The sequence below is a fragment of the Neisseria sp. P0014.S002 genome, from assembly GCF_051958295.1.
Lineage (GTDB): Bacteria > Pseudomonadota > Gammaproteobacteria > Burkholderiales > Neisseriaceae > Neisseria > Neisseria flavescens_B.
The window spans coordinates 250,609-262,990 of record NZ_JBQCVO010000001.1; the positions used below are offsets into that span (position 1 = coordinate 250,609).

Below are 12,382 nucleotides of genomic sequence, written 5' to 3' on the forward strand. Positions count from 1 at the left end.
CAAAGTGTACGCCAAGACAGGCGCTTCGTCAGAGAAATCGGTTTAAAAATAAGTTAAAGCGCAAAGGCCGTCTGAAAAACACGACCCTGCAATATAACAAAAACATCTTTGCAACAAACAAACCATTCTTTCCCTTTTTCAGACGGCCTCACTAAAGTATCGGCTATCGCCAAGGTTGCAAAGAGAGAAAAAATGTCTATCCAAAACCACCACCTCGACTGGCTCGAAGCCGAGTCTATCTACATCATCCGCGAAGTGATTGCCAATGCTCAAAATCCGGCCCTGCTGTTTTCCGGCGGCAAAGACTCCGTCGTATTGCTGGCGCTTGCCGTCAAAGCCTTCCAAATCGAAGGCCGTCCGCTGAAGCTGCCGTTCAAACTCCTGCATGTCGATACCGGCCACAACTACCCCGAAGTCATCCGTTTCCGCGATGATACGGTCGCGCGTACCGGCGTACAACTTGTGGTCGGCAGCGTAGAAGAATCCATCCGCAAAGGCAGCGTCGTCTTGCGCCGCGAAACCGATTCGCGCAACGCCGCCCAAGCCGTTACACTGGTTGAAACCATTGAAGAACAAGGCTTTGATGCACTGATGGGCGGCGCACGCCGCGATGAAGAGAAAGCGCGTGCCAAAGAACGCATCTTCTCTTTCCGCGACGAGTTCGGCCAATGGGATCCCAAAAACCAACGTCCCGAATTATGGTCGCTCTACAATACGCGCCTGTTCCAAGGCGAAAACATGCGCGTTTTCCCGATTTCCAACTGGACGGAATTGGACATCTGGCAATACATCGCACGCGAAAAGCTCGCCCTGCCGCCGATTTATTACACCCACAAACGCGAAGTTGTCGAACGAAACGGCCTGCTCGTTCCCGTTACCCCGTTGACCCCAAAACGCGAAGGCGAAATTGCCCAAATCCGCGATGTCCGCTTCCGCACCGTCGGCGATATTTCCTGCACCTGCCCGGTTGCCAGCACTGCCGCCACACCGGAAGACATCATTGCCGAAACCGCCGCCGCAACCATTTCCGAACGCAGCGCCACGCGCATGGACGACCGCGTATCGGAAGCGGCAATGGAGGAGCGCAAAAAACAAGGCTATTTCTAAACCTGTTTTTCAGACGACCCATATATATATTTCAAACCCGAACAACACGGCAAAGCCATCCGCCACTGCCGTGTTGTTTGCTTTATTATTCTTGCAAATATCATTTAACAACAAAAGCTTAATCAATCATCCTGACAAAGCGGCAAACAATAAAACATAAACAAACATGGTATAATAAACGCTTACAGGCAGAGATTTAGACAAAAATCTCAGGCCGTCTGAAGGAGGAGACACATGAATCGACGCGTTTATATCGTACATGGCTTTGAAGGCAATCCGCACGACAACTGGTTTGACTGGCTTTGCGCCCAAATCAAAAGCACCGGCGCACAAGCAATCTCCCTCGCCATGCCCAATCCCGACAAACCAAGCACGACCGCGTGGCAATTTACCCTTGACCAGCACATCGGCAAGCCCGATGCCCATACCTTCCTAGTCGGCCACAGCCTCGGTTGCATTACCCTCCTTCACTTCCTCAGCCGTCAACAGCCGCAAAAAATCGGCGGCCTGCTGCTTGCCGCCGGTTTTGCCGATACACTGCCGCCCCTACCCGCGCTTGATGCCTACATTAAAGCAGCGTCCCCCGATTTCGACATCCTGCGCAAAATCGACATGCCCAAACACTGCCTGGTTTCCGACAACGACACCCATGTTCCGCCCGAACTGACTTTGGACATGGCGGCCAAACTCAAAAGCCCTGTTACCCATATCCCCGAAGGCGGCCATTTGATGGCTTCAGACGGCTTTACCCAACTGCCGCAGGCTTGGGAAGTGCTGAAACCCATGTTGACCGACTAAACACACACAATAATCCGGTTTTCAGACGGCCTTGTCTGTCCTCCCTCCCCATAACAGGCCGTCTGAACGACAATAAAAAACAACCTGCCCTTTCAAGCAGGTTGTTTCTTTTTATGCCTTATTGACGGCAAATTTAATATCGCACCGTCCATTCAATCTCACCACCGGCCCTCATTGGCACAAGCTCGCCATCGCCGTAAGGTACGCTGGCAGGAACGGTTTGCGTTTGTTTGACCAATGTGATGGTATCGGAATTTTCAGGCAGACCGTAGAAACGTGGGCCGTTTTTAGAAGCAAAGGCTTCCAGTTTGCCCAACGCGCCTGCTTTCTCAAACACTTCGGCATAAAGCTCGATGGCAGTCATTGCGCTGAACATACCGGCACAACCGCAAGCATTTTCTTTGGCAGTCTTGGCATGTGGCGCAGAGTCCGTACCAAGGAAGAATTTGTGCGCCTTATCGCCGGTAACGGCGGCAACCAAAGCCTGACGGTGGGTTTCGCGCTTGAGTACGGGCAGGCAGAAATGATGAGGGCGCACGCCGCCAACCAAAAGGTCGTTACGGTTGAGCAGCAAGTGTTGCGGCGTCACAGACGCGGCAACATTATCGCCGGCTTCCAATACCAGTCGGGCTGCCTCAGCAGTGGTGATGTGTTCAAACACAACTTTGAGGTTGGGCACTTGCGCCAAAACCGGCTTCATCACGCGCTCGATAAAGGCGGCCTCGCGGTCAAAAATATCAATTTCAGGATCGGTCACTTCGCCGTGAACCAAGAACAAAATGCCCTGTTTCGCCATTTCCTCCAACACGGGAATCAGTTTGAACAAGTCGGTCACGCCGGAATCGGAATTGGTGGTCGCGCCTGCTGGATAAAGTTTGAAAGCCACGATACCGGCAGCCTTGGCTTCACGCACGAGTTCGAGAGTGGCATTGTCGGTCAAATAAAGCGTCATCAACGGCTGGAAGGCGCTGCCTTCTGGCAGGGCGGCCATAATGCGCTCTTTGTATGCTTGGGCATCGGCAACGCTGACGACGGGCGGCTTCAGGTTGGGCATGATAACCGCGCGGCCCATTTGTCGGGCGGTGTACGGGACAACGGCTTTGAGCGCGTCGCCGTCGCGCAGGTGTAAGTGCATATCGTCGGGGCGGATGATGGTCAGGGTTTGCATAGCTTACTTTCGAGTGGTTTGGTTTGATAATGTTTCAGACGGCCTTTATTTGGCGGTAACGGTTTCTAGCAATTTGATGTTTTTCAATCGTCAACCGGCTTAAGGCAAAACGGCGGCCTTATTGTCGTAAGAATGATGGGTCAAATAAAAAACAGCCTGTACCGGAAAATGCTCGGACGACGTTGTTTTAACGGTCAGCAAGGTTTCTTTCGGACTGCCGGACGCGCGCCATGCGTAGGAAATCTGACGCATAGGCAACGGGGTTTCCGCCAAATTATCGGCACGCAATTCAGCGTTCAAACCTTGCGGCGGATTTTCTGCCAAAGCCAAAAATTGTTTGAAAATCAGATGGTCGTCGGCTTTAGCCGTGCGCACGCTGCAACTGTCTTCAGTCAGGCTCAAATAATAATCTACGCCGTTTTCCGTTTTCTTCCAAATGCTTAATGCCTCCAAATCCATCATTCCGGCAGGCAAATCGGCAATATCTTTTTTCGACAATAAAACCAGTTTGTTGGCATTGGCAAACTCGCCGACAAGGGCGACATCGCCGTCTGCGGCCACGCAGCTTTGGCGGAACAAGTCGGTTACATTTTGGGCATAATCAGCAGCGTTCTGCGGCGAAACGCCTTCATTGCCGCATGCACTCAGGCAGACAGCCAATACAGCGGCAGACAACGCGACGGCTTTAGACATTTCAGACGGCCTTTATTTGTGCTTCAACACCAGCTTGAACACGCCGTCGGCTTCACTCGATTCCAACAAAACATGCCCGGTCTGACGGCAAAACGCTTCAAAATCGCCGGGAGCGCCGCCATCGGTGGCCAATACGGTCAGCACTTCGCCTTCCTGCATTTGCGCCAAAGCTTTTTTGGCACGCAAAATCGGCAACGGACATTTCAAACCGATGACATCCAGAGTTTGTGTATTCATGATGAAAACTCGTCATATTAATCAGAATTAACGTCAATTATACCGCACTTACTTGCACCCCACCCTGTAAGCCCATAAAATAAAGCCATTTTTCACTTTGGAGCTGTCTATGCGCCGTTTTGCCCTTCTCGCTCTCAGCCTTGCCGCGACTCAAGCATTTGCTTTGGGTTTCAGCCAAAAGGATACGCTGACCAACACGCGTTATCAGGAAAGCCCTGAAGAAGTTGCCGCACGCGAGTTTAAAGAACATAAAGCCGAGTTGCCGCCCCTGCCCGATACCCAATCGGGCGATTGGTTCGACCTCTATGTCAACGAAACCTACGGCAAGCAGCCCAAAATCCTGCTCAGCAGCCTGCAAATTATGCCTGCGCCGGACAACAGCATCCGCTACATCTTAAACGTGCGCTCCGACAAAGGCTACGACAACCTCTCCGTCGAAGGCCTCTATTGCGCCCGCACATCCTTTACTTACAGCAACGACAAGCGTTCGTCTTACAAAGTATTCGCTTACGGCGACACAGTAAACCACCGCTGGATTGAGCCGCGCAAAGGCGATTGGAAGCTGATCGGCAATGCGTTCAGCCGCAATGACGCCCTGCATACCGCCCTGTATCAGGCATTCTGTATCGACGGTATGCCGACAACGGTCGAAGGCTTGGTACAACGTTTGAAAGAACGCGGCGGCCGTCACGGTACAACGCTGACCAACCACGACAAATAAACTGCTTTAATCAACAAAAAGGCCGTCTGAAATTTTTCAGACGGCCTTGTCTTTCAAGAAGGCTTAGAATTTGTGATACAGGCCCACAGAAGCAGCTTTTTGTTCAATGCCGCCTTTATTGGCAGCAGTCAGGCGGGTTCTGTTGCCGACTTTCAGATACGCCAGTTGGGCAACTACGCCTGTGCGTTTACTGAAAGTGTATTGGCCGCCGACAACGACTTGGTTGAATTTATCCACCAATTTCTCGCCGCTGTTCACGCCCTTAGCAGGCCAGCCGTGTGCGTAAGTAATGCGTGGGGTGACATTACCCAATTTGTAACCGACAGTTACCGCTGCATCAACCACTTTCACGGCTTCAGATTTGCCTGAATCGGCAGTGATGTCACTACCCTTGTACTCATTAAAACCATCGGTGAAATAGCCTAAATATTCATTGGCTGTCTCATGACCTTTGGCATAGTGTACGCCGCCGCCGACAAAGAGATTGTCTTTGTCGTAATAAGTTTCAACTTTGGCGATTTGTGCCGCTTTGACTTTGCCAGAATTGTCGGTGTACGCGCCGTTATAGTGGCCGTAAGCCGCATTGGCAGTAAAGCCGTTTTTAGAGAAGCTCACGCCGCCGGTGTATTGGTCCTTAGCCGCTTGGGTGTGCGTGTATTTATCTGAAGGATTGCGGTTGTCGCGAGGTGCGTAAGACACGTTGAATTTGAATCCGCCAAAATCCGGGCTGTCGTAGCGTACAGCAGCATTGCGGTTGCCGGTACGGGTAAAGATACCCAAGCCTGCGGCATTGGTTTTGTACATCCATGGATCGATGGTATCCATTTCATTCAGCATATTGCTGAGTTTACCGGCACGGACCTTACCGAATTTACCTTGCAAACCGATGAAGGAATCACGAGTGGCAAAACCTTGTGAACCGCCGGTAATGGCCGTTTTTTGTTCAACTTGCCAGATGGCTTTCAAATCGCCGCCCAAGTTCTCGCTACCTTTAAAACCGATACGGGAGGTATTGTCATTGATGCTGGTTGCGGTAGAGCTGGTTTCAGAACCTGCGTCACCTTTGATTTTTACTTGACCAACGGTCACGCTGCTTTTGATTTGACCATACAGAATCACTTCTGCAGAGGCAGCCAGCGGCAAACCAGCAATAACCAAAGCGATAATCGATTTTTTCATTATTCTCTCCAAAACAAAGTTAAAATCTCGTGAAAACACGTTTAGCAATATTAATGTTTTCCAACGATACAAACAACTACTTTCATTTTGATAGACACTTTTATTCATTAGAGTTTAGACTTTTTACAACATTTTCAAATAAAATAGGCCGTCTGAAAAAAATTTCAGACGGCCTCTCCCATTCAAAGTCATGGCAAGGACAATCATCCCTATTATTGTAATCATTTAATCAAAAATGATTGCTTGATAAATGTTTGCCATATATCAACCTAATATTCCCAAATTGCCACTATCATTAACTTTCTTCTTTTGAATAAGCTTTTTTATATCAATAATTTATTTGGTATAAATATTTCTTTTTTACCTAATATAAATAAACAGGAGCCCTTATGTTGAACAAACATCTCTTTTTATCTTTGCTAATGGCTGTCTCTACTGCAACGGTATCCGCCGAAACCCATCATGCACATTGGTCTTACACAGGTGAAAACGATGCTGCACACTGGGGCGATTTGAGTGAAGACTTTGCTGTCTGCAAAACAGGCAAACAGCAATCTCCAGTAGACTTCTCCACAACAAAAGCAGTAAAAGGCAAACAACTGGCATACCGTTACAACGTTGCCGATTACAAAGTAGAAAATAACGGCCATACCCTTCAAGCCACACCGCAAGGCAAGGCTCAAACCATCGTGATCAACGGTAAAACCTATACCTTCAAACAATTCCACTTCCATACGCCGAGCGAACATACTTTCAAAGGCAAACATTTCCCAATGGAAGCGCATTTCGTCCATCAAGCCGAAGACGGTACTTTGGCAGTAATCGGCTCTGTATTTAAACCGGGCAAAAACAATCCTGCCTTATCCGCACTCACAGCCAAAAAACTGAAAGCAGGCGAATCCGTAACGTTGAAAAACTTGAATATCCAAGCCCTGCTGCCTAAAGATAGCAAGTCCTTCCAACTGAAAGGCTCGCTGACAACGCCGCCTTGCAGCGAAAACGTTACTTGGGTTGTCTTAAAAACTCCGGTTCAGGCAAATGCGGCGCAGTTTAAAGCTATGCGCGACATTATCGGCGGCGAAAACAACCGTCCCGTACAACCTTTAAACGACCGCGAAGTCAATGAAGACAAATAACTTCTAAGGCCGTCTGAAAACAAAAAAGCACCCGGAAACGGGTGCTTTTTCAATCACATCAATCAGGCTTTTTTGTTACCCAACGCGGCTTTCACAAACGCGCTGAACAAAGGATGGCCTTTGCGCGGATTGGAAGTAAATTCCGGATGGAACTGACACGCGAAGAACCAAGGATGATTCGGCAATTCGATGGTTTCAACCAAACGCTCTCGGCCTGCGGATACGCCGCCGATGACCAAACCGGCTTTTTCCAACTGAGGAACATAATTGTTGTTGACCTCGTAGCGGTGGCGATGGCGTTCGCGGATATGTTCGCTGCCGTAGATTTTTGCAGCAAGGCTGCCCGGTTTGAGGTCAACTTCTTGCGCACCCAGACGCATGGTGCCGCCCAAATCGGCAGACTCGTCACGGGTTTCGACGCTGCCGTCTGCAGTTTGCCATTCATCAATCAGGGCAACGACCGGCGCGGCGCATTTCAAGTCAAACTCGGTAGAGTTCGCACCTTTCAAGCCTGCCACGTCGCGGGCGTACTCAATCAGGGCAATTTGCATGCCCAGGCAGATGCCCAAGTATGGTACGTTGTTTTCACGCGCATAGCGTACGGCGGCAATTTTGCCTTCTACGCCGCGTGAACCGAAACCGCCCGGCACCAAAATCGCGTCCATGTCTTTGAGCATGGAAACGTCGCCATTGCTCTTCTCGATGCTTTCGCTGTCAACAAAGGTAATTTGTACGTCGGTTTCAGTATGAATACCGGCGTGTTTCAGGGCTTCGATCAGCGATTTGTAGGACTCGGTCAAATCAACGTATTTGCCGACCATCGCGATTTTGACGGTGTGTTTCGGATTTTGAATCGCGTGAACGATTTTCTTCCATTCGGTCAAATCAGCTTGTTTGACATTCAGTTGGAGCTGCTCGGTAATGATGCTATCGATACCTTGGTTGTGCAGCATTTCCGGGCATTCGTAAATGCTGTCCACATCGTAGCTGCCCACGATGGCGCGTTCTTCAACGTTACAGAACAATGCAATCTTACGGCGCTCGTCCGCAGGCATTTCTCTGTCCATACGGCAGATCAGGATGTCCGGTTGCAAACCGATGCTCAACATTTCTTTAACGGTATGCTGGGTCGGTTTGGTTTTGATTTCGCCTGCAGCGGCAATGTAAGGAACATAGCTCAGATGGGCAAACAATGTATTGTTGCGGCCGAGCTGGCTGCGCATTTGGCGGATGGCTTCCAAGAATGGCAACGATTCGATATCGCCGACTGTACCGCCGATTTCGACAATCGCCACATCATAACCGGCTGCGCCCTCATGGATACGGCGTTTGATTTCATCGGTAATATGCGGAATCACTTGTACGGTACCGCCCAAATAGTCGCCGCGGCGCTCTTTGGCAATCACGTTTTCATAGACTTGACCGGTACTGAAGCTGTTGCGGCGGGTCATGGTGGCGTTGATGAAACGCTCATAGTGACCGAGGTCGAGGTCGGTTTCCGCGCCGTCATCGGTCACGAATACTTCGCCGTGTTGAAACGGGCTCATGGTACCCGGGTCAACGTTGATATACGGGTCGAGCTTAAGCATGGTCACGTTCAAGCCACGCGACTCGAGAATAGTAGCAATAGAAGCGGCGGCGATACCTTTACCCAAAGAAGATACAACGCCGCCGGTTACGAAAATAAATTTAGTCATGATGTGATACCCATGTTGGAATGTGTGATTTTAACTTGAAGCAGCATATTCTGGCAAACGGCGAAAGCTTCAGGCCGTCTGAAAATAGTGTTTTCAGACGGCCTTATCATACTGATTTTATGTATCAGCGAAGCTCGCGGCGCAGGATTTTGCCAACGTTGGATTTTGGCAACTCGTCGCGGAATTCGATGTCTTTCGGCACTTTATAAGCCGTCAGTTCTTTGCGGCAGAAATCGATCAACTCTTCCTTAGTTAAAGACGGGTCTTTGCACACAACGAAGACTTTAATCGCTTCGCCGGTTTTCTCACTTTTCACGCCGATACAGGCGACTTCCAAGACTTTGTCATTGCCGGCAACCACTTCTTCGATTTCGTTCGGATACACATTGAAACCGGATACCACAATCAAATCTTTTTTGCGGTCAACCAGCTTCAACCAGCCTTTTTCATCCATTACAGCAATGTCGCCGGTCTCCAAAAAGCCGCGTGCATCGATTGCTTTGGCAGTTTCTTCCGGACGGTTCCAATAGCCTTTCATCACTTGCGGGCCGCGCACCCACAATTCGCCCGGCTGTCCGATAGGCACTTCTTTACCGTCCGCATCGCGTAATTCGACTTCGGTCGAAGGAACCGGCAAACCGATACCGCCGCTGTAAGCCTCGATATTCAAAGGATTGCAACATACGCCCGGGCTGGCTTCGGTCAAACCGTAAGCTTCCACAATCGGCGTACCGGTGATTTTTTTCCATTTTTCCGCCACGGCTTTTTGCGTTGCCATACCGCCGCCCAAAGTCAGCTTCAAACGGGAAAAATCGACTTCGGCAAAATCCGGGCGGTTGACCATCGCATTAAACAGGGTATTCACACCGATGAACACGCTGATCGGCTCTTTTTTCAATTCGCCGATAAACCTCTTCATGTCGCGCGGGTTGGTAATCAAGATGATTTTGGAACCGGTATTCGCAAAAATCATCAGGTTTACCGTCAAGGCAAAGATATGATAAAGCGGCAACGCGGCAATAACCGTTTCTTCGCCTTCGCGCAGGCTGTTTCTAATCCATTCTTTTGCCTGCAACATATTGGCGCAGATATTGCCGTGACTGAGGACAGCGCCTTTCGCCAAACCGGTCGTGCCGCCTGTATATTGCAGCAAGGCTGTGTCATCGCGTGTCAACTCGACTGGTTTGAACGTATTTGCTGCACCTTGCTTCAATGCCGTCTGAAAAGTCACGGTATTGGGAATGCGGTATTCCGGCACCATTTTTTTCACTTTGCGGATGATGAAGTTCATCAACGCGCCTTTAATCATGCCGAACATCTCGCCGACCGACGCGACAATTACATGTTTGATTTGCGTACGCGGCAACACCAGCTCCAGCGTATTGGCAAAGTTTTCCAGCACGACAATCGTGGTAGCGCCGCTGTCTTTCAACTGATGCTCCAATTCGCGCGGCGTATAAAGCGGATTGGTATTCACTGCCACCAAACCAGCCTGCAAAATACCGAAAAGCGCAATCGGATACTGCAAAACGTTCGGCATCATAATTGCCACGCGCTCACCGCGCGGCAGTTTCAATACGTTTTGCAGATAAGATGCAAAATCGGTCGCCAACTTGCCCACTTCAGCATAAGTCAGCGTTTTGCCCATGTTTTGAAAAGCCGGTTTGTCCGCGAATTTTTCGACGCTTTGACGGAATACGTCGCTGATGGAGCTGTATTGTGTGATGTCGATTTCGGCATTGACGCCTTGTTCGTAGCTTTTGAGCCAGAGTTTTTCCATGTTGATCAGTCTTTGTTTTAGTCGTTTTTAGAATGGAGGCCGTCTGAAAGGCTTGATTTAATCCGCCGCTTCGTTTTCAGACGGCCCTTGTGTTAAGCAGTAATAATGACAGGCTTGTCGGTGGACATGATGATGCCGCCGCCCAAGCACACATCGCCGTCGTACAGTACCGCAGATTGGCCGGGCGTTACCGCCCATTGCAGCTCATCAAAGACAAGCTCGATGGTTTCATCATCCAAGTAACGCAACGTACAAGGCGCGTCAGCCATACGGTAGCGCGTTTTGCAGGTATAGCGGCCTTCTTTCGGGCGTTCGGGCAATGTGAAACTCAAATCGTTCATAACCAGGCTTTGCGTATAAAGCAAAGGATGGTCATGGCCTTGTACGACAATCAGTTCGTTTTTGGTCAAATCCTTGGCCGCAACAAACCACGGCTCGCCTGCGCCGCCGATGCCCAAGCCTTTACGTTGGCCCAGCGTGTAAAACATCAAGCCGACGTGTTCGCCAACTACTTTGCTTTCAGGGGTCACCATTTTGCCATTATTGGTCGGCAGGTATTTTTGCAAAAACTCGCGGAACGGGCGCTCGCCGATAAAGCAGATGCCGGTACTGTCTTTTTTGGTTGCGGTTGGTAATTTGAATTCTTCGGCAAGACGGCGGACTTCAGGCTTCTCCAACTCGCCCAATGGGAAAATCGAGCGCTCGAGTTGGAAAGGCTTGAGACGGTACAGGAAATAGCTTTGGTCTTTATTTTGATCCAAGCCTTTGAGCAGGTAATGCACGCCGTTGCGAACTTCTTTGCGGGCATAGTGTCCGGTGGCAATGGTATCGGCACCCTGCTCGATGGCGTAGTCCAAAAAGCATTTGAATTTGATTTCGGCATTGCACAAGACATCCGGATTCGGCGTGCGGCCTGCGCTGTATTCTTTGAGGAAATAGGCAAATACATTGTCTTTATATTGCGCGGCAAAATTGACGATGTCGATATCGATTCCGATGATATCGGCAACGGCAATGGCATCAAAGGAGTCTTGTTTGATGCTGCAATATTCGTCGTTGTCGTCATCTTCCCAGTTCTGCATGAATACGCCGCTGATTTGATGGCCTTGCTGTTTGAGCAGGGCTGCGGTAACGGATGAATCGACGCCGCCGGAAAGGCCGACGATGATGTTTGTTGGTGTGTTGGTAGTATTCATGAGGGGAATGTGGGTTTCAAATGCATTTCTTAAAGCATGATTTTAGCACATTTTGATTTAACGACAGAAAAGGCCGTCTGAAAGCCCAATGACTTTCAGACGGCCTTTATATGCAAATTCAAGCAATTAGTGCTGATGCGCGCCACCGTGACCATGGCCGTGACCGTGATCCATGCCGGATTGCGGTGCAGTTTTCACTTCCAGCTCGACAGTTTGAGGTTTCGCGTTTTTGAATTTCAGGGTTACAGGTACTTTTTCGCCTTCTTTCAGCGGTTTTTTCAGACCCATGAACATCACGTGGTAGCTACCTGGTTTCAGCTCGGTTACGCCTTTTGCAGCCAAAGGCACGCCGCCTTTAACTTCGCGCATACGCATAACGCCGTTGTCGTTCACGTGAGTGTGTACTTCAACACGTTCGGCAACAGGGCTGCTGCCGCCTACCAAGAAGTCTTGTTTGGCTTCATCGTTTTGGATTTTCATGAATGCGCCACCCATTTTCATACCTTCAACGGTAGCACGGGCCCAACCGTCTTCAATATGGATACCGGCTGCAGATACGGAAGTTGCCAAGCCTGCCAGAATCAGGGTTGCCATTAATTTTTTCATGTTTTGCTCCTTATGTTTGCCACATGGCTGGGATATACGGCTTTCATCTTACAACCGAAGGCCG

At 49.8% G+C, this 12,382-nt stretch carries 12 protein-coding genes; 4 read left to right on the plus strand and 8 right to left on the minus strand.

Translation table 11 applies throughout. The annotated features are described in order from the left end of the window. Positions 1 to 165: 165 nt before the first annotated feature. A complete protein-coding gene (gene cysD, locus ACTHSX_RS01160; protein ID WP_440376685.1) occupies positions 166 to 1,107 on the plus strand; it encodes a sulfate adenylyltransferase subunit CysD in 942 nt (313 codons plus the stop codon). 234 nt (positions 1,108 to 1,341) lie between these two features. Further along, a complete protein-coding gene (locus ACTHSX_RS01165; RefSeq protein ID WP_440376550.1) occupies positions 1,342 to 1,905 on the plus strand; it encodes an RBBP9/YdeN family alpha/beta hydrolase in 564 nt (187 codons plus the stop codon). 133 nt (positions 1,906 to 2,038) lie between these two features. Here the strand turns inward: ACTHSX_RS01165 and pyrC are convergent, their stop codons facing one another. The 3 genes from pyrC to ACTHSX_RS01180 all read right to left on the minus strand — a co-directional run bounded on the left by pyrC (position 2,039) and on the right by ACTHSX_RS01180 (position 4,003). Beyond that, a complete protein-coding gene (gene pyrC, locus ACTHSX_RS01170; RefSeq protein WP_440376549.1) occupies positions 2,039 to 3,073 on the minus strand; it encodes a dihydroorotase in 1,035 nt (344 codons plus the stop codon). 99 nt (positions 3,074 to 3,172) lie between these two features. Beyond that, positions 3,173 to 3,766, minus strand: coding sequence for an NMCC_0638 family (lipo)protein (locus ACTHSX_RS01175; RefSeq protein WP_440376548.1), 594 nt, complete (start codon positions 3,764 to 3,766; stop codon positions 3,173 to 3,175). A 12-nt stretch (positions 3,767 to 3,778) separates the two neighbouring features. Continuing rightward, entirely contained in the window at positions 3,779 to 4,003 is a 225-nt protein-coding gene (locus tag ACTHSX_RS01180; RefSeq protein ID WP_003681929.1) for a sulfurtransferase TusA family protein, read from the minus strand. 109 nt (positions 4,004 to 4,112) lie between these two features. Here ACTHSX_RS01180 and ACTHSX_RS01185 point away from each other — a divergent pair, with 109 nt between their 5' ends. Continuing rightward, positions 4,113 to 4,724, plus strand: coding sequence for a CNP1-like family protein (locus ACTHSX_RS01185; RefSeq protein WP_070590962.1), 612 nt, complete (start codon positions 4,113 to 4,115; stop codon positions 4,722 to 4,724). Between the two features lie 63 nt (positions 4,725 to 4,787). Here the strand turns inward: ACTHSX_RS01185 and ACTHSX_RS01190 are convergent, their stop codons facing one another. Then, positions 4,788 to 5,903, minus strand: a complete 1,116-nt coding sequence (locus tag ACTHSX_RS01190; RefSeq protein WP_440376547.1) for a porin — start codon at positions 5,901 to 5,903, stop codon at positions 4,788 to 4,790. A 389-nt stretch (positions 5,904 to 6,292) separates the two neighbouring features. On the opposite strand from ACTHSX_RS01190, the gene ACTHSX_RS01195 reads away from it, so the two are divergent. Continuing rightward, positions 6,293 to 7,039 (plus strand): carbonic anhydrase, encoded by a 747-nt coding sequence (locus tag ACTHSX_RS01195; RefSeq protein WP_440376546.1) that lies wholly within the window; start codon positions 6,293 to 6,295, stop codon positions 7,037 to 7,039. A gap of 62 nt (positions 7,040 to 7,101) precedes the next feature. Here the strand turns inward: ACTHSX_RS01195 and ACTHSX_RS01200 are convergent, their stop codons facing one another. From ACTHSX_RS01200 to ACTHSX_RS01215, 4 genes are all read right to left on the minus strand, one after another. After that, positions 7,102 to 8,736: a CTP synthase gene (locus tag ACTHSX_RS01200; protein WP_049348005.1), complete on the minus strand. Its 1,635-nt coding sequence runs from the start codon at positions 8,734 to 8,736 to the stop codon at positions 7,102 to 7,104. 124 nt (positions 8,737 to 8,860) lie between these two features. Next, entirely contained in the window at positions 8,861 to 10,516 is a 1,656-nt protein-coding gene (locus ACTHSX_RS01205) for an AMP-binding protein (protein WP_440376545.1), read from the minus strand. Positions 10,517 to 10,608: 92 nt separating this feature from the next. Continuing rightward, a complete protein-coding gene (mnmA, locus tag ACTHSX_RS01210) occupies positions 10,609 to 11,712 on the minus strand; it encodes a tRNA 2-thiouridine(34) synthase MnmA (protein WP_440376544.1) in 1,104 nt (367 codons plus the stop codon). Positions 11,713 to 11,838: 126 nt separating this feature from the next. After that, positions 11,839 to 12,318, minus strand: a complete 480-nt coding sequence (locus ACTHSX_RS01215; protein WP_314596841.1) for a copper chaperone PCu(A)C — start codon at positions 12,316 to 12,318, stop codon at positions 11,839 to 11,841. Positions 12,319 to 12,382: the final 64 nt, after the last annotated feature.

Coding starts and splice junctions, on each gene's coding strand:
- ACTHSX_RS01185 (WP_070590962.1), top strand. CDS start 4,113: ATGCGCCGTTTTGCCCTTCTCGCTCTCAGCCTTGCCGCGACTCAAGCA.
- mnmA (WP_440376544.1), bottom strand. CDS start 11,712: ATGAATACTACCAACACACCAACAAACATCATCGTCGGCCTTTCCGGC.
- ACTHSX_RS01175 (WP_440376548.1), bottom strand. CDS start 3,766: ATGTCTAAAGCCGTCGCGTTGTCTGCCGCTGTATTGGCTGTCTGCCTG.
- ACTHSX_RS01190 (WP_440376547.1), bottom strand. CDS start 5,903: ATGAAAAAATCGATTATCGCTTTGGTTATTGCTGGTTTGCCGCTGGCT.
- pyrC (WP_440376549.1), bottom strand. CDS start 3,073: ATGCAAACCCTGACCATCATCCGCCCCGACGATATGCACTTACACCTG.
- ACTHSX_RS01200 (WP_049348005.1), bottom strand. CDS start 8,736: ATGACTAAATTTATTTTCGTAACCGGCGGCGTTGTATCTTCTTTGGGT.
- ACTHSX_RS01180 (WP_003681929.1), bottom strand. CDS start 4,003: ATGAATACACAAACTCTGGATGTCATCGGTTTGAAATGTCCGTTGCCG.
- ACTHSX_RS01165 (WP_440376550.1), top strand. CDS start 1,342: ATGAATCGACGCGTTTATATCGTACATGGCTTTGAAGGCAATCCGCAC.
- ACTHSX_RS01215 (WP_314596841.1), bottom strand. CDS start 12,318: ATGAAAAAATTAATGGCAACCCTGATTCTGGCAGGCTTGGCAACTTCC.
- ACTHSX_RS01195 (WP_440376546.1), top strand. CDS start 6,293: ATGTTGAACAAACATCTCTTTTTATCTTTGCTAATGGCTGTCTCTACT.
- ACTHSX_RS01205 (WP_440376545.1), bottom strand. CDS start 10,516: ATGGAAAAACTCTGGCTCAAAAGCTACGAACAAGGCGTCAATGCCGAA.